Raw genomic sequence first — 25,284 nt, forward strand, 5'->3', positions numbered from 1 at the left:
CGAATGAAAGCAATAACAAAAATAACCGCCTTCTTTTTAATGACTTTGGCAACTGCAAATGCTCAAAAAGTAGATTTAAAAACAGCAAAAACCTATGCCGAAATATCCGTAAAAACAGATGGAAAATGGGAAGGACGAAAATATATTGGCGGAACAGTTTTTAAAAATGTAGACCGATTAAAATTGGCTCCGGAACATACGGATCATTCTTTTGATATTCGTTATGAAGGACCAGGTTGGGAAAATAACCGAATTGGATACCGTTTGTATTTAGATTGGAGAAATGCAATTGATATTTTCGGAAAGAAAACACCTGAGATTATATTGCCAAAAGTTGGACAGGATAATTTCGATTCGTATCATGAAATGAGCGATTGGGGAGCTGATATTTTAAAGGCAGGAAAAGGAATCGGAATAGGTTCTATTGATCGTTTTCTGAATAATGAAAAACTACATTTTAGAGAAGTAGATTCGACAATTGCAACTGTTGCCAATAATGAAAAAGAATCGACTGTAAAAGTAAATTATTACGGCTGGAAAACAGCTTCGGATAAAATTGATTTTACTTCGGTTTTAACAATTAAACCAAATGACCTTTACACAAAACATACGTTTCAGGCTTCAAAAGAAATTAAAGGAGTCTGTACAGGAATTGTAAAGCAAAAGAATACGGAGTTGCTTAAAAAAGAAAGTAAAAATAAAAAATGGGCTTATCTGGCCACTTATGGTGAGCAGTCGTTGGTTCCTGATAAATTAGGAATGGCACTATTTTATGAAGTTAATACAGTTGAAAATATTGCAGATACAGATTTAGATTATTTATTGGTGTTTAAACCAGCTACAAAAGCAACGTCATTTTATCTTTTAGGAGCTTGGGAACAAGAGGTAAACGGAATTAAATCTCAGGCAGATTTTGTAAAGTATCTCAATGAAAAACTTGAAATTTTAAATAAAAAAGGTAAAATTTAAAAAGATTTTAAAATGAAAAACAATAGAAAACTTTCATCTTTTACATTGGCATTGATGGCTTTTATGTTTTTTGCAAACTCGAGGGCAATTTCACAAGAAACATCTGCGAAAGAGATAGTCATTTCAAAAGATTTAAAATGGTCTGATAAAATGGCTTTGACACTGATGAAACGCCATCCGGAAGCCTATATGATTGATGATTCTAAAACTCCAAAATGGGATTATGTTCATGGTTTGGTTTTGCATGGTTTTGAGGAATTATATAAGCAAAATCCAGATCCAAGATATCAAACATATGTAAAAGGATATGTTGATGCCTTAGTTCAGAATGATGGCACGATAAAAACATACGAACTGGACAAGTATAACATTGATATGATTGTTGCCGGACGTTTGCTTTTTAATATTTATGATACTACAAAAGAAGAAAAATATCTAAAAGCAATGCAGCTTTTGCGCAAACAATTGGCAGAACAACCAAGAACTCAAAGCGGCGGATTCTGGCATAAAAATATTTACCCAAATCAAATGTGGCTGGACGGCTTATATATGGGCGAGCCATTTTACGCGCAATATACTGTTACTTTCGAAAACGGAAAAGCTTTGGACGATGTAGCAAAACAGTTTGAAGAGATTCAGTTACACGCCACAGATCCAAAAACGGGTTTGTTATATCATGGATGGGATGAAAGTAAAAAGATGCCGTGGGCAAATAAAGAAACTGGAAATTCTCCAAATTTTTGGTCAAGAGCGTTGGGTTGGTATGCAATGGCACTTGTTGATGCCTTGGATTATTTTCCTAAAAATCATCCAAAACAAAAAGAATTAGTAAAATATCTGAATAATGTTTCGGCTAGCTTAGAAAAGTTTCAGGATAAATCAGGTTTATGGTATCAGGTTACTGACAAAGGCGGAAAAGAAGGAAATTATTTAGAAGCTTCAGGATCATCAATGTTTGCCTATGCTTTTGCAAAAGGAGCAAACAAAGGTTATTTGCCAGCAAAATACAAAAAACTGGCTAATAAAGCATTTGACGGATTAACGACAAAATTATTAAAAGTTGATGCTGATGGCGGTATTACTTTAATTCAGGCTTGTCAGGTTGCAGGATTAGGAGGAACTCCATACAGAGATGGTTCTTACGAATACTATGTAAATGAGAGAAGAAAAGACAATGATCCAAAAGCAACAGGGCCATTTATTTTGGCAGCTTTAGAATTAAACAGATAAAAAATAATTGACAATTATAAATTATAATGCTAGCAAACCCGACAGATTTTAAAAACCTGTCGGGTTTAATTTGAAAAGTTAACTTTTTTTAAAATGAAAAAAATAAAATTCTTCTTTCTTGCATTGTCGATGTTTTCTGTACAGCATAACTTTTCGCAAGTTTGGGTACCGGACAACAGAGACGGAACTTATACAAATCCAATCATTCATGCTGATTATTCAGATCCGGATGTTGTAAGGGCAGGAGATGATTTTTATATGACGGCATCTTCTTTTAATTGCATTCCAGGATTACCGATTTTGCATTCAAAAGATTTGGTAAACTGGAAAATAATAGGCCATGCACTAAGCAAACAAATTCCAACAGAAACATTTGATAAAGTACAACACGGAAATGGAGTTTGGGCACCGAGCATAACTTTTCACAAGAACGAATTTTATATTTACTATCCAGATCCGGATTTTGGTATTTACATGATAAAAGCCCAAAAAGCCGAAGGTCCTTGGTCCGAACCAATTTTGGTTAAAGCAGGCAGTGGGTTCATCGACCCTAGTCCGTTATGGGATGATGATGGAAAGGTTTATTTGGTTCACGCTTTTGCAGGAAGCCGTGCCAAAATAAAAAGTGTATTAGTCGTTTGCAGCATGAATCCCGAAGGTACTGCTACAAACAATGATGAAGTAATGGTTATTGATGGTCATGATGGAGAAGGAACTATTGAAGGTCCAAAGTTTTATAAGAGAAATAATTATTACTATATTTTTGCTCCTGCAGGTGGAGTTTCTACAGGCTGGCAAACGGTTTTGAGATCAAAAAATGTTTTTGGTCCTTACGAAAAGAGGAAAGTATTGGAGCAAGGAAAAACAGCGATAAACGGTCCTCATCAGGGCGCTTGGGTGCAAACGCAAACGGGTGAAGATTGGTTTATACATTTTCAGGACAAAGGCGCTTATGGTCGAATTGTGCATTTACAACCCATGAAATGGGAAAATGACTGGCCCGTTATGGGACAGGATTTCGATAAAAATGGAATAGGCGAACCGGTAACTACTTTCAAGAAACCGAATGTTGGCAAGAAATATCCAATCGAAACGCCGGCAGAATCAGATGAGTTTAATTTGCCAAAGCTTGGATTACAATGGCAATGGCAGGCAAACGCTCAGCATAATTGGGGGTTTCCAACAAGTTTAGGGTATTTTAATTTGTATTGTCTCCCGACAATTAAAGACAGCGAGAAAATCTTTGAAGTTCCAAATCTAATGCTTCAAAAGTTCCCGGCAGAAGAATTTACTGCAACTGCAAAAATGACTTTCAACACCCGATTAAATGGCGAAACAACCGGTTTAATCATCATGGGTTTAGATTACAGTTATCTCAATCTTAAAAATGATAATGGCAAATTATACTTAAATCAGAAAACGGGAACTTTCGATAAAAAAGAGGAAGAGAATGAAACTAATCCGATTTTGATTTCTAATAATACAATTTATTTAAGAGTTAAAGTTAAAAAAGGAGGCGTTTGTATTTTTTCTTATAGTTTAGATGATAAAAATTATCAGACAATTGGAAATGATTTTACAGCAAAAGAAGGAAAATGGATTGGAGCCAAAGTTGGCCTTTTCGCTTTAAGCGAAAAAATTACAAATGATTCTGGCAATGTTGCTGTCGATTGGTTTAGAATTACAAAATAAAAAGTAGCTTTTTAAAAAAAACATTCTCTTTTTTTTAAAAAGAACCTCTATAGTTTGGTTTTAAGAGATTGTTTTTAAAAATTAATACCTGAATATACTTACATTAAAGTTTGAAGTTAAAAATCATATTAAAATGTTTTTTCTTACAGGACACTGAAGTTTAACTGATTTTTTTAGCTAAAAAGAGTATTTTATAATTTTGAAAAGGAAAAAGAATTACAAACAATTATTGTAAAAATAAAATGGTTCAATTAAAAAAAATAATACTGTTTTTTATTGTTGCTTTTAGTTTTGTAGCAAAATCACAAAATAATTATAAGGGCGGGCCAAATATATTAATTACCGTAGCGCAGGACGGTTCTGGAGATTTTACTAAAATTCAAGATGCCATATATGCTTCACCAGCTTTTCCATACGAAAAAGTTACTATTTTAATTAAAAATGGTATTTATAATGAAAAAGTAAGAATACCTGAATGGAATACAAAGATTGTTTTAAAAGGGGAAAGCAAAGAAAAAACCATCATTACTTTCGATGATAACTTTTCGAAAATCAATTTAGGTAGAAATAGTACTTTTTATACTTCAACAGTTTTAGTAGAAGGAGATGATTTTTCTGCATCAAATCTTACGATCACAAATACATCAGGAGATAATGGACAAGGTATTGCGCTCTCAGTTGTGGCGAATCGTGCTAAAGTTTCAAATTGCAATTTATTAGGAAATCAAGATACGTTGTATCTCTCCGGAAAAGAGGCCAAACAATATTTTGTAAATTGTTATATTGAAGGTACAACCGATTTTATTTTTGGAAGTGCAACTACCTTTTTTGAGAACTGTGAAATTCATAGTATAAAAAACTCTTACATCACGGCGGCTTCAACACCTGAGGAAACTCCTTTTGGTTTTGTATTTAAAAACTGCAAATTGACAGCAGAAGCTTCTGCAGATGCGGTTTTTTTAGGAAGACCTTGGCGTATTTATGCTAAAACGGTTTTCTTAAATTGCGAATTAGGAAAACAAATCAGACCAGAAGGTTGGGAAAATTGGTCGAAACCTGAAGCTGAAAAAAAAGCTTTTTATGCTGAATATAATTGTACTGGTGAAGGATTTCAACCTACGAAAAGAGTTTCATGGTCGCATCAGTTAAATAAGAAACAAGTTGAAAAATATACATTGGAAAATATTTTGAAAGACGATTTATTAGATTGGTATTTAAAATAAAATCTGATTAAAAATGTAATTATGATGAATTTGAGATACTTTTTATTTTTATTGATTTCTACGTTTTCTTTTGCTCAAAATGGTGAATTTCCATCTGCAAAAGTAGATTCAATTGTTAAGAGAATTCAGTTGCCTGTTATTCCTGCTTATCAGGTAAACGTTGCAAAACTTGGCGCAAAAGGAGATTCAATTTCAGACAGCAAGCCTGCTTTTGATAAAGCGATGGCTTTATGTAAAAAGAATAACGGCGGAACCCTTATCGTACCAAAAGGTATTTATAAACTAAACGGTCCAATTCATTTTGTAAGTAATGTAAATCTTAAGTTAGAAAAAGGGGCAAAAATAAAATTCAGTGATAAACCGGAAGACTATTTGCCAATGGTTTTAACAAGTTGGGAAGGCACTATGTTGTACAATTACAGTCCGCTAATTTATGCGTACGAATGTTCAAATATTGCTATAACGGGAGAAGGAATTATTGATGGAGAAGGAGGGAAAATCTGGAAAAGTTTTAAAGAAAAAGAAGGTAAAGGGAAAGATCTAAGCCGTGAAATGAATCATAATAATATTCCTTTAAAAGATAGAAAATTTGGAGATAGCTATTTCTTGCGTCCACAAATGATTCAGTTTTTTAATTGCAAGAATATTTTAGTTGAAAATATCAGGATTGAAAATTCGCCGTTTTGGTGTCTTCATTTATTAAAGTCGGAAAGTATTACAATAAGAGGGATAAGTTATAAATCCTTAAATCATAATAATGACGGCATTGATCCGGAGTATTCGAAAAACGTTTTAATTGAAAATGTGAATTTTAATAATGGTGATGATAATGTAGCTATTAAAGCGGGAAGAGATCATGAAGGAAGAACCAATAATGCAACGCCAAGCGAAAATATAGTTATAAGAAACTGTAACTTTAAAGGGCTTCACGGGGTAGTTATTGGAAGTGAAATGTCTGCTGGAGTTCAAAATGTCTTTGTAGAAAATTGTAAAACTATCGGATATTTAAAAAGAGGAATTTATTTGAAAACCAATGCTGATAGAGGAGGTTATATTAAGAATGTTTTTATTCGAAACATTCAATTAGATGAAGTAGAAGATTGTCTTTATATAACTGCTAATTACCATGGAGAAGGAAAAGGCTTTCAATCAGAAATTTCAAATATTCATTTTTCTAATATTTCCTGTAATAAAGCGACAGCATCAGGAATTGTAATCCAGGGATTTCCTGATAAAAAAATCCGAAATATCAGTTTGAACACCATTGAGATTAAGGAAGCAAAAAACGCGATTTCAAATGAAAATGCCGAAAATGTTTTGATGACAGATGTTTTTATTGGCAAGAGAGCGACGGTGCCTTCGGCTGTTTCTAAACATTAGGCTTTTGATATTCAAAGGCGCAAAGTTTTACCCGTTGTGACTGTAGAGACGCACGGCAGTGCGTCTACACAAAGAGAATCCAGAAAACTATTTCCAAAAGGAATAACTATACTGCTAAAAATAATAATCGAAATGAAAAAATACATCTTCTTGGCATTGCTCATGACCACTTTGTGTTTTGCACAAAAAACTACAGTGTATTGTATTGGAGATTCCACAATGGCTAATAAAAAGGATCCAGAGCATAATCCGGAACATGGCTGGGCTCAGGTATTGCAGCCTTTTTTTACTGATAACATTATTGTGGTAAATAAGGCGGTAAATGGACGAAGTACAAAAAGTTTTATTAATGAAAAACGATGGGATTCTGTTTATAATAAATTAAAAAAAGGGGATTACGTATTTATCGAATTTGGACATAATGACGAAAAAATCGAAGATTCAACTCGTTACACGAACCCGCATACTGTATATAGGTATAATTTAATTCGTTTTGTAAAAGAAACCCGAACGAAGGGAGCGACTCCAATCTTATTGACCTCAATTGCAAGACGCAATTTTAATGACAAAGGCGTTCTGGTTCCGACCCATGGAGATTATCCTTTAGAAACAAGATTGGTAGCGCAGGAATTTAAAGTACCTTTTATTGATTTAGAATATTATACTGAACTATTAGAACAATCATATGGTCCAGACAAATCAAAAGAACTTCATTTGCATTTTAAAACAGGAGAGAATCCTTATTATAGTAGTGACAAAGCTGATGATACACATCTTTCACTATTGGGGGCTAAAACAATTGCGCAAATTGTAGTGAACCAAATTAAAATATTAGAAAATAAATCTTTAGAAAAGCTCAAAAAAGGAATTAAGTAAAAAAAGTTTTTTTGTAATACTACTTAAATATAATATCGCTATTTTACTCTGTACTACATAGTAGAATAATTAAAAAAGAGAAAGCATATTGCTTTCTCTTTTTTTGTATCCATATTTTTAAAATTAGATGCTTTAAACCTTTTTTTCAGATTGTTAACTTCAATACGTAACGATTCTCCCTTAAAAATTAACACCCATTTTCATATATACCTTAATCTATAAGTTTAAAAACTTTTACGGACAATAATAGATTGATTTCCGGAAGAACTTTGCACTTTCAAATTTAGATGTTGAATTGTAAATACTTAAGAATAAATAAATATATAATAATTAAGATTTTATGAAAAATAGATTACTCCCTTTGGTTTTCGTTTTAGGATGTTATTCGGCTTATTCGCAAGTCGGTGTAGGAACATTAAATCCGCACGAAGCATCAAAGTTACAAGTTTTTGAGGGAAAACATAATAAAGGTATTTTAATACCTAGTGTAGCTTTGACTGGTACTAGTGATGCAACAACAGTTAAAAATTTAGATGCTGACGCAAATAGTTTATTAGTTTATAATACAGCAAATGTATCTGATGTAACTGAAGGTTACTACTATTGGACAGCAGTAGATAGAAAATGGAATAGAATTATAAATGCAAATGATCTGTCAGTGGCTATTGCGAATGTTGGGGGCAATGGAATTGCAGGTGCTACAGGCGCACCAGGTACACCAGGTGCAATTACTACACTTGATGCAATTATAAAAGATCCAAACGGTGATATATACGCATACGTTGGAACAAAAACAACAGCTGCAGAACGTTCTACTGAATGGGAACAAAAATCTCCAAACTGGGTGAAGATCAATGGCCTTAACGGTACAAATGGAATTGCAGGAGCTACAGGCGAACCGGGGGCACCAGGTGCAATTACTACACTGGATGCAATTATAAAAGATCCGAACGGTGATATATACGCATACGTTGGAACAAAAACAACAACTGCAGAACGTTCTACTGAATGGGAACAAAAATCTCCAAACTGGGTCAAGATCAATGGGGTTGACGGCACAAATGGAATTGCAGGCGCTACAGGCGTACCAGGTACACCAGGTGCAATTACTACACTTGATGCAATTATAAAAGATCCAAATGGTGATATATACGCATACGTTGGAACAAAAACAACAGCTGCAGAACGTTCTACTGAATGGGAACAAAAATCTCCAAACTGGGTGAAGATCAATGGCCTTAACGGCACAAATGGAATTGCAGGTGCTACAGGCGCACCAGGTACACCAGGTGCAATTACTACACTTGATGCAATTATAAAAGATCCAAACGGTGATATATATGCATACGTTGGAACAAAAACAACAGCTGCAGAACGTTCTACTGAATGGGAACAAAAATCTCCAAACTGGGTCAAGATCAATGGTGTTGACGGCACAAATGGAATTGCAGGTGCTACAGGCGCACCAGGTACACCAGGTGCAATTACTACACTTGATGCAATTATAAAAGATCCAAACGGTGATATATACGCATATGTTGGAACAAAAACAACAGCTGCAGAACGTTCTACTGAATGGGAACAAAAATCTCCAAACTGGGTTAAGATCAATGGCCTTAACGGTACAAATGGAATTGCAGGTGCTACAGGCGCACCAGGTGCACCAGGTGCAATTACTACACTTGATGCAATTATAAAAGATCCAAACGGTGATATATATGCATATGTTGGAACAAAAACAACAGCTGCAGAACGTTCTACTGAATGGGAACAAAAATCTCCAAACTGGGTGAAGATCAATGGCCTTAACGGTACAAATGGAATTGCAGGAGCTACAGGCGCACCGGGGGCACCAGGTGCAATTACTACACTTGATGCAATTATAAAAGATCCAAACGGTGATATATACGCATATGTTGGAACAAAAACAACAGCTGCAGAACGTTCTACTGAATGGGAACAAAAATCTCCAAACTGGGTTAAGATTAATAATGATGCAAATGGTAAAGGAAGTTTAACTTCTGAAGATGGTCTTATTACAATTGGTGGTGCAGCTGCAGGTACGGACGTACTGTATGCAGATGCTGCTCTTAAAATAAACGGAGGTCTTAAAGGTCAGGTTTTAACAACAACTGATGCTGCTGGTAAAGTAGAATGGCAGAATCCAGTAAGTAATAAGTTAAGTCTTAAGAAAATTTCTTCAAATGATACATTAGATGTTAATACTGATAATGTGATAATTATTGATGCAAGTACTGTTACTGGTAATTTAACATTTACATTGCCTACGGTTACTGATGAGTCATTTGTTGGAAAAGTGTTTACTATTAAGAGAATAGATAATAATGATGATGCTTTTGTAAAAGCAGTTGTTACTTCAGGAACAATTGATGAAGCAGATAATAGAATGACTATTGGTCAGTCAAATTCATATCAGATTATTTTAGAATCTGTTTCTCCATTAAAATGGCAGACATTATCTAAATTCTAGAATATTCTTAACAATAAAAAAGGGAGAGGCGCATGTTTCTCCCTTTTTTTATCAAGAATGATCATTTCTCTTTCCTAAAGAATTATAAGTAAGAAGCAAACCTTAAGTGTTTTGGGTATGTCTTAATTTATAAGTTTAAAAACTTTTAAAGGTAAATGAGAAGATATAATAAAAAGACCTTTGCGTCTCAAATTAAAAGTGTTTGATGATATAAAGTTACACTAGAGAGTATTAATAAAATTCAATAACAATGAAATTTAAAAAGAAAATGGTATTGACGTTTGCTGCAGTGGGGCTGAGTGCCTTCACTTATGCGCAAACGGGAATTGGAACTGTAAATCCTGATAATTCTGCTCAATTGGATATCACTTCGAATAGAAGAGGTCTTCTAATACCAAGAATTGCATTAGTAAAAACAACCGAGCAGACTCCTATTACTGCTCCTGCAGCAAGTTTATTGGTATATAATACAGCGAATAGTAATGATGTTACCCCAGGGTTTTACTATTGGGATGGGAAATGGGTAAGGATTGCCAAAAGCGAAGATTTTAATATTGATAATCTTACTCCAGAACAAATAACAAAGATAAGAGGGCCACAAGGAGTTCCGGGACCACAGGGAGATCAAGGACCAACAGGGCCAATAGGTACAGTGATAATAAAGGGATTTTTCTAAAAATGTTTAAAAGAAGATTCAAAGATGAATTTGATTTTTCAGAAAGCTCTTTTATACTTTCAGATGAAAATAAATCAAAATATTTCGATCGTTCAATATTTGTTGTTTATGATAAATTTGAAATGATTGAATATTTAAAATTAGATAAGAAAGGAAATAATGTTTTAGTTTGCTTATTTAATAAACAACTTTATGGAGGTTTGTCTTTTTTAGAAGAAGTTAATAGTTTAATCTTACTGGATGATTCAAAAACGAGAGTTGAGATTGTTAAAGAATTAAAAATGCATCTTTCAGGAAAATCAGAATGTAAATTGCAGAATATTGAAAAAGTGGGTTTTACTGCACCGATTCTTCAAATGCAGTCTCATAATTTTTATAAGGCATTATTTTTTTTAATGTAACGCTATAATAGTATTAGATTTTAAAAAAAACATAACAAGGATATTGAGAAATCTATATCCTTTTTTTTATGGTTTTTTGTAACGAATTATACTGTCTTCCAAACGCCTTACGAGCACTCCTGAGTTTTTTTAAAGCACCATTTTGTTAACTTATACAATAAATTTTTTAAGTTGTTTTTTTGATTACTATTACTTGCTTCAGTTTTTAGATATTCCGTTTTTAGACAAATTTTAATTGATTAGAAATTGAACTTTTAAAGCATTTGGAGTTTTTGATTCTCATGAAAATAAAATCGAAGTGAAAATTATTAAAAAGTAAAAGTTAAACTGCATTGAAAATTATAGATAAATAGCGCTAAATACCTTTGATTGCATCGTTGATTTTATCTTTATCATAAGGTAATATTGTGAAATACCTTATAAATAAGGTATTTTGTGACACATATTTATAAATTAAATTAAAAGTAAATTTAAAAAAAGAGGTAATATTGATTTTGTAATCCATTGATTATGAATAGTCAATGTTGAATGATGTTTTTATATTAACTGAGTAGCCTTAAACTGTTACAATTTTAACACTAAATGTGCGTTATCTTTCTGGCAAACATTTATTTTTGCCACTTAATTTAACAAGTATAAGCATGAAAGATCTATTAGTAAAAATCAACGCCGAAATTGACACATTTAGAGCAGAAGCTGAGTCTTTAACTGAAAAAGGAATCAAAGCTGCTGGACCAAGAGCTAGAAAAGCTACTTTAGAAATTGAAAAACTTTTAAAAGAATTCAGAAAAGTTTCTATCGAAGAATCAAAAAAATAATACACTTCGTATTTCAAAAATTAAAACCTTGTTTAAGTATTTTAAACGAGGTTTTTTTTTACTTAAAAGTCGAAAATTTGACGAGACAATATTCTAAATTTTTAATCTGCATTTTTGCTTCATAAATAACTAATGATAACTCATAATTATCATTTAAAATTATCATTTAAAATTATCAATAATTAAAATAGTAGGTTGATAACTGAGATAAAGAAATAATGATAATTGAATCTCTAGTTTTGAGTTTGTATGTTATTAGAGGGCAAGGTAAATTTCTTTAGAATTAGTTTTTATAATAATAATTATAAGTATTTCAATGCTAAAACATTACAAATTTGCTTTATAAATTGTGAATATCTATTTCATATTTTAAGACATTTTTTCATTGTAAAATCTATCTTTGGCATCCTTAAAAATTAAAAAATATGAGCGCAATTTGGTACGAATGCAAAGTAAAATATAGAAAAACGGACGAAACTGGAGGACAGAAAGTTCTAACAGAACCTTATTTGGTAGATGCAATATCTTATACGGAAGCAGAAAAGAGAATCAATGAGGAAATGGCGGCTTATATTAGTGAAGAATTCAAAATAACCAATATAAAAGTAGCTAATTATGCTGAGATTCATCCATTTGAGAATGCTGATCGTTGGTTTAAATCGAAGGTATCTTTGATTGCTTATGATGAAGAAAGTGGAAAAGAAAGAAAATCAAATATGTATATGCTTGTTCAGGCAAATGATGTAAGAGAAGCTTTTGATAATACGATTCATGTTATGAAAAATACAATGGGGGAATATTCAATTCCTGCTATTTCAGAATCACCAATTATGGATGTTTTTCCATATTTTAGTGGAGAAGAAGGAGAAACAGGGATGCTTGAAAGATTTAATGCGCTTAAAGCTTCTAGACCAGTAGCAACCGAAGTAGAGGATACAATGGAGTTTGATGCCGCATATTTAGAAGAAAGCCTATAAAAACACTTTGATTTTCAAACTATATTAGTTTATAATAAAAAAAGCAAAATAGATTCTATTTTGCTTTTTTTATTATTAGCATTTTAATAAAGCATTTGTGCCAATGGTGATGCGACAGACGCTGATTTTGGCAATAAAGCAGTTAGCGCTGTAAATTGTGTGGGACTTATATTCTTTTTCATTTTAGCAATAAAAGATTCTCTATTGCCTGTCATTTTTGAAGTGTAACCAGATTTATCAGTTGCCATTGTTGGCAAAATATTTTTCTTTTTGTTTAGAGTTTCATTAACCAATGAATTTACTATAGGTTTTTGTGCATCGGTTAATTTCAGCTTAGGATTCAGTAATCCCATAACCTGATTAGAAATACTGGCAACATCAAACGAGGGTACAGCAACCTTGGATGCCTTACTGGCTGCTTTTGTAATATCTCCTACACCTTGTGCACTTGCAAGAGAAATGGTTCCTAATAAAACCATTACAATCAATAGTCTTTTTTTCATAGTCTTTTTTTTTTAAGTTGTTGCAATGTATTAAAGGTAAAAAAAATATTGATTCAATAAATATGGATTTTGTGTAAGTAATTAATAACGTGTTGTTTATGTTTTTTTTTTGAAACTAGTACTGCGATTAAGAAATTAAAATAAATTCTATCTTAGCTACAAAATCACAATTTAATTCAAGAAACATTAACAGGCAAAAAGAAACTTAAGTAACCCAAAATCTTCATGAACAAAAAAACATTTATTTTAATAGCGTTCGTTTTCCTAAAATTTATTTTGCAATGTGTTCTGATAGATTCGGAGTATGATTTGCAGCGTGACGAGTATTTGCATCTCGATCAGGCACATCATTTGGCTTGGGGATATTTATCAGTTCCGCCCGTAACATCATGGTTTTCGTACCTTATTTATTTGTTAGGGAATTCCGTTTTCTGGGTGAAATTTTTCCCAGCTCTTTTTGGTGCAATAACTTTGATTATTGTATGGAAGACTATCGAAGTTCTAAAAGGAAATTTGTATGCTTTGATTTTAGGAGCAATCTGTATTATCTTCTCATCACTTTTAAGAATCAATATGTTGTACCAGCCAAACTCGTTAGATGTTTTATGTTGGACAGCATTTTATTATGTTGTAGTTCAATATATAACTACCGAAAAACCGAAGTGGCTCTACATAGGGGCGGCTGTGTTTGCATTTGGATTTTTAAACAAATACAATATTCTTTTTTTGTTGATAGGTCTTTTACCAGCACTTGTATTGTCTCAACAGAGAAGATTATTTGCAGAGAAAAAGCTGTATTTAGCCTTAATTTTTGGGTTGTTATTGATTTTACCAAATATACTTTGGCAGTACAATAATAATTTTCCGATTGTGCATCACATGAAAGAATTGGCTGAAACACAATTGGTCAATGTTGATCGTATTGGTTTTTTAAAGGAGCAATTGCTATTTTTTATTGGTGCTTTTTTTGTTATTCTGGCGTCTTTTTATGCTTTACTTTTTTATAAACCTTTTGCTAAATACAAATTTTTTTTTGCATCTTTTGTTTTTACACTTTTAGTATTTATTTATTTTAAGGCCAAAGCGTATTATGCGATTGGTTTGTACCCAATTTATATTGCTTTCGGCGCTACTTTTTTAGATAAAATTTTAGAAACAGGCGCAAGACGTTATTTGAAACCGATTTTTATTCTAATTCCATTATTGTTTTTTATACCGATGTATAATTTGGCTTTTCCAAATAAGAGTCCTGAATATATTTATAAACATCCGGAAAAATATAAAAAATTCGGAATGTTACGTTGGGAAGATGGGAAAGATCATGCACTGCCTCAGGATTTTGCGGATATGCTTGGATGGCAGGAACTTGCAAGAAAAACAGATTCGCTTTATACATTGTTTCCTAAATCAGAAAATACTTTGGTACTTTGTGATAATTATGGTCAGGCGGGAGCTATAAATTATTATACAAGAAAAGGAATAAAAGCAGTTTCTTTTAATGCCGATTATGTGAATTGGTTCAACCTCAATATTCATTACAAGAATCTAATAAGAATTAAAGAATATGAAGAGGAAAGCAATGAATTTGCTGAAACAAGTCCGTTTTTTCAATCGGCTTTTATTGGTGGACAGATAACAAACAAATATGCCCGGGAATATAGAACAACAATTTTTGTTTTTACAAACGCTAAAATCGATATTAATAAACGTTTAGAACAAGAAATAAAAGAAGAAACAAATTACAATGAAGAGTAATGACAGATTTTAGCAACATAATGTATTTAAAATCCGGAAATCCTAAGCAAATTCTCGCTTATAAAGATCTAAAAGAAAACAAAATTATGGAGCTTCTTTCGGAGTTTGATCCTTTACTTGTTGGTACAATTCCGATTAATATTGATATTGTGAATAGTGATCTTGATATTATTTGTTTTTGGAGCGATAAAACTCAATTTATTTCTGAAATTCAAAAATCTTTTGGAAATAAAAAAGATTTCAAAATTTGGGAAAATATTATAAATCAGCAAGAAACTGTTATTGCAAGTTTTTTGACTTCTGCTTTCGAAATTGAAATCTTCGGACAAAATGTACCAACAAAAGAGCAGAATGGCTATAAACATATGATAATCGAACATCAGATTTTGGAAGAAAATGGAGATGACTTCCGCAGGGAAATTATAAAATTAAAAAAAGATGGTCTTAAAACAGAGCCCGCTTTTGCTCAATTATTAGGTTTGAAAGGTAATCCATACTTAGAACTATTGAATTATAAGTTCTAATTTTAGAAATATAAAACGTAGTTAGCTTTATTTTAAAGAGTTACTGATGAAAAGCAGTTTTATAAAAAATATTTCACTAATTTCTTTGGAAAACTGTATTTACTGTGTATCTTTGCACCCGAAACATCGCGGGATAGAGCAGTAGGCAGCTCGTCGGGCTCATAACCCGAAGGTCACAGGTTCGAGTCCTGTTCCCGCTACTAAGACAAAAGCTTCAGAGAAATCTGGAGCTTTTTTGTTTTTTAGTCATTTAGATTTTAGTGCAGCTGCGCAAATGTCTCTGACTTTGCGCCATTTTTTAAATCCAATTAAAAAAACGAAAACATCTATAAAGTCTCTGACTTTAAACTAGGCCTTATCTTAATATCTCTATTCTATATTGCTAATAATTTCGTTTTTTATAAATTTAATTATTTTACCTACTTAAAAATTATTCTAAAACGAAACAGACAAAAGTCGGGAGACTTTTAAAACGTTTACAATTTCTAACACATAAAAAAAATGCGCAAAGTCGGAGACATTTGCGCAGCTTTTCATAAGGAACTCTTCGGAGATCGGGGCTATTGTTGTCTACATACCAGGGCGATAGGGCGGTTAACGGTAATTGATTACTGGCCTAGTGTTCTGTAATTTTCAATTTTTTTAATACCATGCTTTTTCGAGTATTCAAATCTTGTTCAATTTCTTCAGTGAGGTTTTTAGTATTCGATAAAATGCAAAGTTGATTCAGATTCTTGGTTTTACCAATTTGTATATTTTTTTCAAGAACATCTTTAGAACTCATATATCTATCAAAATATGGCAATATAATCTCTACTATTTTTTGACCTAAATATTCCGAGAAAAGATTAAATTCCTGTGTAATTTGATAAAAATTCTTTAATTCAGGTTTCAAGTGTTGAATGTAGGAACTAGAAATTGGCTCAAAATTTTCCACCAGAATATCAGTATCATAAATCGAAACAATAGCAAATTCTGTTTGCATTGAATTTGAAGAACCACTCCACGAACCACGGGAATCTAAATGAATAATATGTATAATATCATTTGATTTTCGAATCAATTTTCGTCCTAGCTTTTTAAATCCAAAAGGAGCCAATTTTTCAGCAATTATGTTTTCAATTGACTTTTTAGCATTGCTCAACTCTGTTTTGTCGATAGGTTTATAGAATTTTAAATCTTGCCAGGCCATCTTTTTGGATATAATTTTATGGCTTGCAGCTAACTTTCTGATGCTACAAACGGGTTGGGACTAAATTAACGTTATTTTTCAGATTCACAAAATTCTCTCAAGTACAAAACTATATTTAAATTAAACCTAATGCCCAAATCACTTGTAACGGATTTTAGACGATATTTTTTATGGTTCGACAACAATTTCTCTACAGATTCCGATCGGGTTCGGGGCCTGTTCCCGCTACATGTAAAAAAGCTTCAGAGAAATCTGAAGCTTTTTTTTTAAATTCTCATTGCAAACTCAGATTGCAAATCTGCGCTATCATTGTCTACATATTACAGCTATCGAGAATTCTTTTCCAAATCATAGACTAGTAAGCAATATGTTGTTAATGATTTGCAATCTTTTTTGGTTACTTTTGAAAATGTATACCAAAACAATTCATATATGAAGTTTTGTTAAGTTTTGTGTTTAGTTACTATCACAGTAAAACAATGTAAACCTAAAAAAAGGTTTCAAAATTTATCGAATATAAACTGAGGATTTTCTCCTAACAATTGATTCATAGTGATTCTATGCGACAAGTAATATAAAAAATGATACAATCTAACCAACTGCTTTTCTTTTTTAGTGCTTTAGGGGCTTTTAATGGTTTCTTGCTTTCCTTGTATTTTGCCATAAATGCTAAAAATAAAAAATTTACAAACTATTTTTTATCCCTATTACTTTTAGTTTTAAGTATTAGAATTGTCAAATCGGTTTTTTTCTATTTTAATCCGCACTTATCCAATATCTTTATTCAGATTGGACTTTCTGCCTGTGTTCTAATTGGTCCTTTTCTTTTTTTATATCTCAAATCAGTGATGGAAAACGAAAAACCAAATTGGAAAATACATGTAATCCCTTATTTGACTGCTATAACCATTATTGGATTTTTTTATCCTTACGTTGAACATCACGAAGTTTGGAGTAGATGGATTGTAAATGCAATATACTTTCAGTGGTTCATCTATATTGCTTTATCATTAAAATACCTCTGGCCAGTTATTCTCAAGCTCAAAAAGAAAGAGAGTTTACAGAAATTAGATTTTTGGTTTTTAAGCATTTATTTAGGTGTTGCATTTATCTGGTTAGCCTACAATTTTGCATTATATACATCTTATATAATTGGAGCGTTGTCATTTACATTTATTCTTTATCTGATTGTTTTGCTTTTAATTTTCAGAAAAAGTAGTGACTCTACTTTTTTTCATGAAAAGAAGAAATATCAAAACAAGGAAATTGACAAAAAGATGCTGGATGAAATAGGCCAAAAATTATCAATTTTAATTGAAAAGGAAGCGTTTCTCAATTCAAATTTCACGCTTGAAGAAGCAGCAAATGAACTAAAAATAACAAAGCATTTATTATCTCAGTATGTAAATGAAATTTTAGGAAAATCTTTCTCAAATCTCATTAAAGAATATCGAATTGAAAAAGCAAAACAATTATTAGAAACGGAGAAAAACTATACAATAGAAAGTTTAGGCTATGATTGTGGTTTTAATTCAAAATCCTCCTTCTTTACTGCGTTTAAAAAAATTACAGGACTAACTCCTGCAGAATATCAAAAATCCTCCTTAAAATAGGTTCAATATTATAGAATTGAACTTCTATCTTATAAATTAAAACCTCGAAACAATCTGCATTCGGGATATTTGCGCTTATTATCAATAATCTTAAAAATGACAAAAGCGCCGAAAGTTATAATACAAAACATTTTCATCTTCCTTCTTCTCACAACTTCAAAAACTATTTTGCATCATGAAGCTAAATTGCAACTGGTGCATTGTCGATAAAATTTCAACTAAAATCGTTAAATCAAAATAAAATATCACATCGATGAAGTATCTATTTTTCTTAGCCACATTCATACATCTGTTTCCATTAACTAATATATCTGCTCAAAATTTAAAGAACAACGAAATTGATAAGTACATAAAAGAGGTTCAGCAACAATATAATATTCCAGGATTAGCCCTAGCGGTTATAAAAGATGGCAAATTAATTCACAAGATGAACTACGGACTTGCGAATATCGAAATGGGAGTTCCTGTAACAGATAAAACTTTATTTCCATTGTTTTCAACTACTAAAGTAATGTCGGTTATTGCCGTTTATCAATTAATTCAAGAAAATAAGATAGCTCTGGAAAGTCCTATTTCTTATTTTTTAGATGACTTGCCGATTACTTGGAAAAACGTGCAAGTAAAAAATCTAATAACACATTCGTCAGGCTTGCCCGATATTGTAAATTATACAACTGAAAATGAAGAAAATGCAAAACAAAAGGTTTACAATGACAGCATAAAATTTTCACCAGGAAACCAATTTGATTATAATCAAACTAATTATTGGTTGCTTAACAGAATTTTTCAAAAAGTTGTTCATAAAACACTGAGTCAGTTTATTATTGATACTCAATTCCAATCGGTAGTACGATCAGTTGTCTTTGAAGGAAATAATCTAAAAGTAGTTGAAAATTTAAGTTACGGATATGTGAATACGGATGGTTCAGCTGAGTTTCTCAAAAGAAACTGGAATTTTCCTGAGTATGAATATGGAGCTGCTGCACTTAATATGACATTAGATGCTTTCATTGAATGGAATACAAACTTTGACAATGGCTTTTTTATATCTGATAAAATGAAAAAACAATTATTGGCTCCATTTAATTATGAAATCAAAAGAGATTTTACCTATGGATTGGATTTGATAAAACAGAATAATGATGTTTCTTATGGTTTTTCAGGAGGACTCTCAACAGCCTTTAGAAAATTTCCTGATAAAGGACTAACCGTAATTCTTTTGGCAAACGGAATGTTTATCCCTACGGATAAGCGACACGGAATAAATGAGGTCGTAAATACGATTGCCTCCATCGCAGAAAAAAAGTAAAGACTTAATACAATCTCAAACCCGCTGTAGTACTAAACGTTATGTACTATTCAACCACTTAATCAGAAAATCAAACTATAAATTACAACAATGAAATATTTAACTATTATTTTATTTTTCACATTATTTGCATGTAAAAGTGTTCATCAAACCAATAAACAAAGTGTTGAAAATGCGATTACAAATAACGCTGTCCAGTTATTAGAGGACAAAAGATTTCATTCTGTTTCTGTTGCAGTTTACAAAGATGGAGAAGCCACAATAAAACATTTTGGTGAATTAACTATCGGAAAAGGAAACAAACCAAACGATTCTACACTTTATGAATTGGCTTCTGTAACTAAAACTTTTACAGGTTATATAGCCGCTAAAGCCGTACTTGATAAAAAGATAAGTTTAGATGATGATATCAGAATCTATCTTGATGAACCTTATCCTAATTTTGAATTTAAAGGTGAACCTATAAGAATCAAACACCTGATCACACATACAAGTGGATTTCCAAATTTCCCTATTAAAAGCGAAAATAAAAAGGCTTTTTTTGAAGGATTAAAACTAATCAAAATTGAAACGAAACCTGGAGAAACATACTTCTATTCAAACACTGCTCCAGAGTTGACAGCGTATATTCTTGAAAAAGTGTATCAAAAACCTTATGAGGAATTGGTAAATGAATTTATTTTGAAGCCAAATAAAATGAACCAAACGAAGTTTACACTAAATGAAAATGATAAAACAAGATTGGTAAAAGGTTATAACGATAAAAACGAGTTAATGCCTAATTTCAATCGAACTTTGTGGGGCGGAATTTCTGGATTACATTCTACGACTACGGATTTAGTGAAATACATGAAATTGCAACTAGAAAAGTCAAATCCTGTTGTAAACGAATCGCATAAAAAATTATACAAAGAAGGTTCTGATTTTTGGGAAGGCTACCATTGGTACATTTTAGAAAATGATGATAAATTAATTTATAGACATCACGGAGGTATTTACGGAATGCAAAATTGGTTTGTAATTTATCCTAAACAAAATATAGGGATATCCATATTGACAAATACCAGCTTTAGTGAAACAGGAGAAATTTTAGAAAAAGTAGTTGATAAATTGTTTGATGACATCAATAAATAAATATAAGATAAAAATAATCGATACAAAACAACAGCTTGAATTTGAATCAAGTCAATTATATTAGTTTTCTACATCATTAATTTTTAGATGCCAATTAAAAAATCGCATAATAATCCTTAATAAAGAGATTTGATATTTGAATACTTCCCCCGATGAAAACAAAAACTTCAGAGAAATCTGAAGCTTTTGTTTGGATTACTTTGAAGAATCCATTCGTTGATTAACTGTTGGCAACAGTTTCTATTCCGCTTTAAAAGTGTCATTGTCCTTATCTTCAGTCCAGTTATATTCTATTTCAAATGCAATTTTTCTTGCAAATTCAATTCCGTGTCGGTTACTTATGAAGCCCAAAGCCATATCTATTCCAGCACTTACACCCGATGATGTATAATATTTGTCGTCAATTGTCCAGCGCGCGCTTTTGTTCCAATTTACATTTATCCCATTTGAAATTACCCAATTAAATGCTCGTTTATTTGAAGTTGCTGTTTTATTATCTAAAAGTCCAGTCCTTGCGAGTAATGCACTTCCGGTGCAAACTGTCAATACAAATTTGCTGAATGTTGCTATTTCTTTTATTTTGTCAATGAGTAATTTATTTTCAACTTCTTTTCTTGTACCCAAGCCACCAGGAATTAAAAATATTTCCAAGTCCTTGTTGATGTCTTCCAATTTCGCAGACAAGACAGAAACTCCATGTTTATTTTTTATTTGCCCACCATCTAGTGAATAAAACGCAACACTATATATATCTACAAGTCGTCCAAAAACTTCTACAGGCCCATAAACGTCTAAGGTTTCAAAGTCGTCAAATAGTAATACTGCTATGTTCATAGTTCTCATGTCTATTAAAATTATCGTTAACGTTCTGGTAGTAAAATGGGATTAGGATTAAGTGTAAATATGTAAACTTTTTTCATGACGAGACAATGGCTTTTTTTACTTGAATTCTTAATCAGGCTTTATTAAATTATCTTTTACTTTAGCATAAATATCAAGACTTATAAACTTGCCATTTTTAATTTCGCAGTCTTTCATAGTTCCTTCGTATTGAAAATCAAGTTTAACCATTACGTTTTTACAATTCTTATTTTCCGACTCTACAAATCCTTCAATTCTGTTAAGGTCTAAATTGCCAAACCCATAACTGCAAAGCAACGGAATTGCTTCTTTCATAATTCCATGCCCCCAAAAACCTGGAATTAACCAAAAACCGATTTCTGCTTTTTTATGTTCTTTACTTAAATTGTTTAACCCGGCAGCTCCGTAGAATATTTTATTATCAGCAGAGCAAATGGCAAACCAAATTCCGGTATCGTTTTTTTCAAGATCAGCAAAAAAAATCATTTGTTCTTTAGTTGCTTCCAATGTTTGAAAACTCACTCCATAATATTTAATAACTTCTGGATCTGAAAGTCCTTTGAAAACATTTTCAAGATCATGATCTGCGAATTGTCGCAGTAAAAGTCTTTCGGTTTTTATAGTCGGAAATTCTTTCTTCATGATTTTATGTTTGTTTCTAATCATTAGTTTTTGTCGTCAAGAACTGACCGCTAACTTTTTTATATGATATAAAACCGCAAAAAAGCCATACAAATTTGGATCGATGTACAGTCATTGACATAAATCGATTCTTTCAACACGCACTTTTTTAGTATCATTGTCACTTGTACAGCTTTCCTTTAATTTATTTAGTTCGTAAGATATGCTTTTATCAAAATTAATTCTTTTATGAATCTGGTTTTGGGCCTTTTGAAATTATAAGCCTCACTAATCCCGGAAACCAATTTTGCAACCACACAATTACTTTACCGTGTGCGGTGAATACGTAATTTCTCTTTCGTTTTAGAATAGCTCTAATCATCACTTTTGCCGCTTTATCAGTAGGCCACATTAAATTCGACGGACGCGGATCGGGTTGTTCAGGATGCCAAACGCCGTCATTATCAATTCTAGCAATTTCCGAGACCACAAATCCGGGATGCAACGTCGTACAACTGACACCAGTTCCCATTAATTCAACCTGTAAAGTTTGACCAATTGAGTGTACAGCAGCTTTTGATGCGCCATAAGCGCCTATATTAGGATTAGGAAGATATGCGGCTACACTTCCTACTAAACCAATTCGGCCATTATTTTTCTTTAAATGTGGCAACGCATATTTTACCGTTAAAGCTAAGCCTGTAACATTGCCTTGTAATTGTTTATTCCAATCTTTGGCGGTTAGTTTTTCCACGCTTCCAAAAATGCCAAAACCGACATTCGCAATTACTATGTCTATGCGTCCCCAGGTTTTAATGATTTGTTGAACAGCATTTTCAATATCGGTTTCCTCCATTATATCACATGGTATTACCAATGCTTCCTTACCCAAGCTCTTTATTTCTTCTGCTACTTTATCCAATAATTCTTTACGTCTGGAAGAAAGAACAACTTTATATCCTAATCCGGCACACTCAAAAGCCATTGCTTTGCCAATGCCAGATGAAGCGCCGGTAATCCAAACTACGTTTTCTTGTGTATTTGTCATATTAAGGGTTTTTTAGTTAGAAGAGTTGCTTTTCAAGCTGGCGCAAAACTTATTTTGATATATTACAAACCACACAAATCTAGCGAATTAGGTAATATATTTTGATGAGTGTTTCATTTTTTATTACACATCATGTTGATGCGAATGGGATTATACGATATAATCTTCAAAATTTTAATACCTCCCGACTAGTACGAAAAAAGCTCCAGAGTAATCTGAAGCTTTTTCTGTTTTTTTTGGGATGAAGCATTATTCGTTTAAGTCTGACGTTCGTGCTTGGGGAATCACAGCGCTAATTTATTTTAATACACTATTGACTTCAACAATTTCAAAATCGTCATTATTTTGTAGCAAATGTTTTAATATAGGTATATGTCCTTGACCAAAGATCAGTACGACATATTTATCCGAAGGTCCGACTTGATTTATAATATTTGAATAAATAGCAAGATTTCTTAAATACCATTCTGATACATATTCTGCTCCAGCAAAATTTTTACCGGCTCCAATTTGTGTTAAATATTTCAGATAAATTGATAAATTTCTTTTTAATTCCTCAGGCTTATTTATGTATTTTAAAACTTCGGTAATCGTACCTTTTTTCAATTTAGTATCATAATCATTTATCAGTGCATTGGCATGAACTCCTAAATCTTTTAGCAAATAAAGTTGATCATTTCCTTTTGCGGTTGCAGCCATTAAACTATCGTGCATTGCATAAAATTTATCTACGCAATTTATTTGATTTAATTTTAATTTTTTACCCAGTCTAAAACCAATTTGTTCTCTTTCGGAAACGGTGAGTTTGTAATTACCTGATAAATATAAACGATACAAACTATCGATAGATCTTTGATTATCAGATGGTTTTTCAATCATCACTTTAGTTGCTTTTGTTTGAGATAAAACATTCGTTAAATCTTCTAATTCACTTTGACGTTTGGCATTTAGAAAATCGTCTGCTTTTAGTTCAAAAGTATCTGTATGCGGGTTTTCAAAATGGATTGTCCCGATTAATAAGATTTTAATTTTTGGTTTAGATTCTTGTCCAAAAGTTATTGTCGTAATTAAAAGCGCAATTAAAAATGTAGAAATTGTTTTAATGAAATTCATTTTTCTTTTTTTATTTTTCTTCTTTCTCAATCTCTTTTATAATTTCTCTTGCTTGTTTAATAGCTTCTTCATAAGGCTTTTGACCAGATTTGGTAAAATTATCAATACCTGATAAAATAATCTTTACCTTCTTTCTTAGTATCGTAATATTTATATCTTCATCTTCTTTTCCCGAAATTAATAAATCTACATATCTTGAAGTTAGTTTTTCGTATGACTCTTCGATAAGTGTTATTTGTGGGATAGCTTGTTGATAATAGCTCAAAACCCTATTTCTCAAATTTTGATTTTCTATAGTATTTATTTTTCCGCTAGATTTAAAACCTTCATATCGGCCATTATTTATTACTGTATTAATGAAATTTGTACCTGAATTAATTTGTTTATGGTTCGCCTTAATACTATCTATTTTTTGAGGTGTAAGTTGTAAAACAAATGATATTTGTTGTTGCGTTTCATTTAAAGTTTTTCTCGTGTTTTCCAGATTTTTAATATCATTTTGTAAATCTTCTTTCAATCCTGTTAAAAATATTTGTGCATCTTTATGCTGATGTCTTTCTTCGCTCCAAGAGTGAAGCCAGATTGAAAGTGTAACTGCAAATACAATAATTAAAATTTCAGTCAGTATTTCTTTTACTTTTTCTTTGAAAGAATGATTTTTATTGCTCATTTCTGAATGTATTTTTTTGGTGTGTTTTATTATTTCGTCTTGCATATTTAGTTTTGTAATTTTTAGATCTCAATTAGTTATTTCTATATTCGGAAAATGACACGCAACTTGTATATTTATGATAAATATCTCACAATATTTGTCGCCAAATATATAATATTTCCATTACAAATCATCGCAAGACTTTATTTTGCTGGATGTTTTTGAT

General features: G+C 31.8%; 23 protein-coding genes and 1 tRNA gene. 17 read left to right on the plus strand and 7 right to left on the minus strand.

Annotated features, from left to right (window positions below):
- Positions 1-3 precede the first annotated feature (3 nt).
- From BD847_RS15140 to BD847_RS15190, 11 genes are all read left to right on the plus strand, one after another.
- A complete protein-coding gene (locus BD847_RS15140; RefSeq protein WP_115889108.1) occupies positions 4-969 on the plus strand; it encodes a DUF4861 family protein in 966 nt (321 codons plus the stop codon).
- A gap of 12 nt (positions 970-981) precedes the next feature.
- A complete protein-coding gene (locus BD847_RS15145; RefSeq protein WP_115889109.1) occupies positions 982-2,199 on the plus strand; it encodes a glycoside hydrolase family 88/105 protein in 1,218 nt (405 codons plus the stop codon).
- A gap of 93 nt (positions 2,200-2,292) precedes the next feature.
- Positions 2,293-3,891, plus strand: coding sequence for a glycoside hydrolase family 43 protein (locus tag BD847_RS15150; RefSeq protein WP_115889110.1), 1,599 nt, complete (start codon positions 2,293-2,295; stop codon positions 3,889-3,891).
- 242 nt (positions 3,892-4,133) lie between these two features.
- On the plus strand, positions 4,134-5,114 hold the full coding sequence (locus BD847_RS15155) for a pectinesterase family protein (protein WP_115889111.1): 981 nt from the start codon (positions 4,134-4,136) through the stop codon (positions 5,112-5,114).
- A gap of 21 nt (positions 5,115-5,135) precedes the next feature.
- Positions 5,136-6,494: a glycoside hydrolase family 28 protein gene (locus BD847_RS15160; RefSeq protein WP_244201615.1), complete on the plus strand. Its 1,359-nt coding sequence runs from the start codon at positions 5,136-5,138 to the stop codon at positions 6,492-6,494.
- Between the two features lie 132 nt (positions 6,495-6,626).
- Complete coding sequence (locus tag BD847_RS15165) at positions 6,627-7,370, plus strand: rhamnogalacturonan acetylesterase (protein ID WP_115889373.1); 744 nt, start codon at positions 6,627-6,629, stop codon at positions 7,368-7,370.
- A 340-nt stretch (positions 7,371-7,710) separates the two neighbouring features.
- Positions 7,711-9,861, plus strand: coding sequence for a hypothetical protein (locus tag BD847_RS15170; protein ID WP_115889113.1), 2,151 nt, complete (start codon positions 7,711-7,713; stop codon positions 9,859-9,861).
- 250 nt (positions 9,862-10,111) lie between these two features.
- The gene (locus tag BD847_RS15175; RefSeq protein WP_115889114.1) at positions 10,112-10,537 is read left to right on the plus strand and encodes a hypothetical protein; all 426 of its coding nucleotides are present in this window, start codon (positions 10,112-10,114) and stop codon (positions 10,535-10,537) included.
- Positions 10,538-10,539: 2 nt separating this feature from the next.
- The gene (locus BD847_RS15180; RefSeq protein ID WP_115889115.1) at positions 10,540-10,938 is read left to right on the plus strand and encodes a hypothetical protein; all 399 of its coding nucleotides are present in this window, start codon (positions 10,540-10,542) and stop codon (positions 10,936-10,938) included.
- Positions 10,939-11,579: 641 nt separating this feature from the next.
- Positions 11,580-11,756: a histone H1 gene (locus BD847_RS15185; protein ID WP_035688967.1), complete on the plus strand. Its 177-nt coding sequence runs from the start codon at positions 11,580-11,582 to the stop codon at positions 11,754-11,756.
- A 425-nt stretch (positions 11,757-12,181) separates the two neighbouring features.
- The gene (locus BD847_RS15190; RefSeq protein ID WP_115889116.1) at positions 12,182-12,733 is read left to right on the plus strand and encodes a DUF4494 domain-containing protein; all 552 of its coding nucleotides are present in this window, start codon (positions 12,182-12,184) and stop codon (positions 12,731-12,733) included.
- 83 nt (positions 12,734-12,816) lie between these two features.
- Here the strand turns inward: BD847_RS15190 and BD847_RS15195 are convergent, their stop codons facing one another.
- On the minus strand, positions 12,817-13,236 hold the full coding sequence (locus BD847_RS15195) for a hypothetical protein (RefSeq protein ID WP_115889117.1): 420 nt from the start codon (positions 13,234-13,236) through the stop codon (positions 12,817-12,819).
- A gap of 225 nt (positions 13,237-13,461) precedes the next feature.
- Here BD847_RS15195 and BD847_RS15200 point away from each other — a divergent pair, with 225 nt between their 5' ends.
- The 3 genes from BD847_RS15200 (at position 13,462) to BD847_RS15210 (ending at position 15,715) form a co-directional block, all read left to right on the plus strand.
- Complete coding sequence (locus tag BD847_RS15200) at positions 13,462-14,991, plus strand: glycosyltransferase family 39 protein (RefSeq protein ID WP_115889118.1); 1,530 nt, start codon at positions 13,462-13,464, stop codon at positions 14,989-14,991.
- Positions 14,991-15,515: a DUF4269 domain-containing protein gene (locus BD847_RS15205; RefSeq protein ID WP_115889119.1), complete on the plus strand. Its 525-nt coding sequence runs from the start codon at positions 14,991-14,993 to the stop codon at positions 15,513-15,515. The genes BD847_RS15200 and BD847_RS15205 overlap by 1 nt, the downstream gene beginning before the upstream one ends.
- Positions 15,516-15,642: 127 nt before the next feature.
- A tRNA-Met gene (locus BD847_RS15210) sits at positions 15,643-15,715 on the plus strand.
- A gap of 416 nt (positions 15,716-16,131) precedes the next feature.
- Here the strand turns inward: BD847_RS15210 and BD847_RS15215 are convergent.
- Positions 16,132-16,707 carry a hypothetical protein gene (locus tag BD847_RS15215; protein ID WP_115889120.1) on the minus strand — a complete coding sequence of 192 codons (576 nt, stop codon included), beginning with the start codon at positions 16,705-16,707 and terminating at the stop codon, positions 16,132-16,134.
- A 581-nt stretch (positions 16,708-17,288) separates the two neighbouring features.
- Between BD847_RS15215 and BD847_RS15220 the strand changes: the two genes are divergently transcribed.
- From BD847_RS15220 to BD847_RS15230, 3 genes are all read left to right on the plus strand, one after another.
- Positions 17,289-18,320 (plus strand): helix-turn-helix domain-containing protein, encoded by a 1,032-nt coding sequence (locus tag BD847_RS15220; protein ID WP_115889121.1) that lies wholly within the window; start codon positions 17,289-17,291, stop codon positions 18,318-18,320.
- A gap of 253 nt (positions 18,321-18,573) precedes the next feature.
- Complete coding sequence (locus BD847_RS15225) at positions 18,574-19,629, plus strand: serine hydrolase domain-containing protein (protein WP_115889122.1); 1,056 nt, start codon at positions 18,574-18,576, stop codon at positions 19,627-19,629.
- A 90-nt stretch (positions 19,630-19,719) separates the two neighbouring features.
- Entirely contained in the window at positions 19,720-20,763 is a 1,044-nt protein-coding gene (locus BD847_RS15230) for a serine hydrolase domain-containing protein (RefSeq protein ID WP_115889123.1), read from the plus strand.
- Between the two features lie 240 nt (positions 20,764-21,003).
- Here BD847_RS15230 and BD847_RS15235 read toward each other — a convergent pair whose 3' ends face one another.
- The 5 genes from BD847_RS15235 to BD847_RS15255 all read right to left on the minus strand — a co-directional run bounded on the left by BD847_RS15235 (position 21,004) and on the right by BD847_RS15255 (position 25,121).
- Positions 21,004-21,597, minus strand: coding sequence for a DJ-1/PfpI family protein (locus BD847_RS15235; protein ID WP_115889124.1), 594 nt, complete (start codon positions 21,595-21,597; stop codon positions 21,004-21,006).
- Positions 21,598-21,714: 117 nt separating this feature from the next.
- A complete protein-coding gene (locus BD847_RS15240; RefSeq protein ID WP_115889374.1) occupies positions 21,715-22,266 on the minus strand; it encodes a GNAT family N-acetyltransferase in 552 nt (183 codons plus the stop codon).
- 226 nt (positions 22,267-22,492) lie between these two features.
- Positions 22,493-23,293 carry an SDR family NAD(P)-dependent oxidoreductase gene (locus BD847_RS15245; protein WP_115889125.1) on the minus strand — a complete coding sequence of 267 codons (801 nt, stop codon included), beginning with the start codon at positions 23,291-23,293 and terminating at the stop codon, positions 22,493-22,495.
- Positions 23,294-23,590: 297 nt separating this feature from the next.
- Positions 23,591-24,406: a DUF5694 domain-containing protein gene (locus BD847_RS15250; RefSeq protein WP_147298517.1), complete on the minus strand. Its 816-nt coding sequence runs from the start codon at positions 24,404-24,406 to the stop codon at positions 23,591-23,593.
- 10 nt (positions 24,407-24,416) lie between these two features.
- Complete coding sequence (locus tag BD847_RS15255) at positions 24,417-25,121, minus strand: DUF6090 family protein (protein ID WP_115889127.1); 705 nt, start codon at positions 25,119-25,121, stop codon at positions 24,417-24,419.
- Positions 25,122-25,284 lie beyond the last annotated feature (163 nt).

This window comes from Flavobacterium cutihirudinis (genome assembly GCF_003385895.1).
In the GTDB taxonomy this organism is placed as follows: Bacteria; Bacteroidota; Bacteroidia; order Flavobacteriales; family Flavobacteriaceae; genus Flavobacterium; species Flavobacterium cutihirudinis.

What these genes read in the sequence shown, in the direction of transcription:
- BD847_RS15235 (WP_115889124.1), bottom strand. Translation starts at nt 21,597, where the DNA reads ATGAACATAGCAGTATTACTATTTGACGACTTTGAAACCTTAGACGTT.
- BD847_RS15220 (WP_115889121.1), top strand. Translation starts at nt 17,289, where the DNA reads ATGATACAATCTAACCAACTGCTTTTCTTTTTTAGTGCTTTAGGGGCT.
- BD847_RS15250 (WP_147298517.1), bottom strand. Translation starts at nt 24,406, where the DNA reads ATGAATTTCATTAAAACAATTTCTACATTTTTAATTGCGCTTTTAATT.
- BD847_RS15180 (WP_115889115.1), top strand. Translation starts at nt 10,540, where the DNA reads ATGTTTAAAAGAAGATTCAAAGATGAATTTGATTTTTCAGAAAGCTCT.
- BD847_RS15160 (WP_244201615.1), top strand. Translation starts at nt 5,136, where the DNA reads ATGATGAATTTGAGATACTTTTTATTTTTATTGATTTCTACGTTTTCT.
- BD847_RS15195 (WP_115889117.1), bottom strand. Translation starts at nt 13,236, where the DNA reads ATGAAAAAAAGACTATTGATTGTAATGGTTTTATTAGGAACCATTTCT.
- BD847_RS15170 (WP_115889113.1), top strand. Translation starts at nt 7,711, where the DNA reads ATGAAAAATAGATTACTCCCTTTGGTTTTCGTTTTAGGATGTTATTCG.
- BD847_RS15200 (WP_115889118.1), top strand. Translation starts at nt 13,462, where the DNA reads ATGAACAAAAAAACATTTATTTTAATAGCGTTCGTTTTCCTAAAATTT.
- BD847_RS15215 (WP_115889120.1), bottom strand. Translation starts at nt 16,707, where the DNA reads ATGGCCTGGCAAGATTTAAAATTCTATAAACCTATCGACAAAACAGAG.
- BD847_RS15165 (WP_115889373.1), top strand. Translation starts at nt 6,627, where the DNA reads ATGAAAAAATACATCTTCTTGGCATTGCTCATGACCACTTTGTGTTTT.
- BD847_RS15230 (WP_115889123.1), top strand. Translation starts at nt 19,720, where the DNA reads ATGAAATATTTAACTATTATTTTATTTTTCACATTATTTGCATGTAAA.
- BD847_RS15150 (WP_115889110.1), top strand. Translation starts at nt 2,293, where the DNA reads ATGAAAAAAATAAAATTCTTCTTTCTTGCATTGTCGATGTTTTCTGTA.
- BD847_RS15140 (WP_115889108.1), top strand. Translation starts at nt 4, where the DNA reads ATGAAAGCAATAACAAAAATAACCGCCTTCTTTTTAATGACTTTGGCA.
- BD847_RS15225 (WP_115889122.1), top strand. Translation starts at nt 18,574, where the DNA reads ATGAAGTATCTATTTTTCTTAGCCACATTCATACATCTGTTTCCATTA.
- BD847_RS15185 (WP_035688967.1), top strand. Translation starts at nt 11,580, where the DNA reads ATGAAAGATCTATTAGTAAAAATCAACGCCGAAATTGACACATTTAGA.
- BD847_RS15205 (WP_115889119.1), top strand. Translation starts at nt 14,991, where the DNA reads ATGACAGATTTTAGCAACATAATGTATTTAAAATCCGGAAATCCTAAG.
- BD847_RS15155 (WP_115889111.1), top strand. Translation starts at nt 4,134, where the DNA reads ATGGTTCAATTAAAAAAAATAATACTGTTTTTTATTGTTGCTTTTAGT.
- BD847_RS15255 (WP_115889127.1), bottom strand. Translation starts at nt 25,121, where the DNA reads ATGCAAGACGAAATAATAAAACACACCAAAAAAATACATTCAGAAATG.
- BD847_RS15240 (WP_115889374.1), bottom strand. Translation starts at nt 22,266, where the DNA reads ATGAAGAAAGAATTTCCGACTATAAAAACCGAAAGACTTTTACTGCGA.
- BD847_RS15145 (WP_115889109.1), top strand. Translation starts at nt 982, where the DNA reads ATGAAAAACAATAGAAAACTTTCATCTTTTACATTGGCATTGATGGCT.
- BD847_RS15190 (WP_115889116.1), top strand. Translation starts at nt 12,182, where the DNA reads ATGAGCGCAATTTGGTACGAATGCAAAGTAAAATATAGAAAAACGGAC.
- BD847_RS15245 (WP_115889125.1), bottom strand. Translation starts at nt 23,293, where the DNA reads ATGACAAATACACAAGAAAACGTAGTTTGGATTACCGGCGCTTCATCT.
- BD847_RS15175 (WP_115889114.1), top strand. Translation starts at nt 10,112, where the DNA reads ATGAAATTTAAAAAGAAAATGGTATTGACGTTTGCTGCAGTGGGGCTG.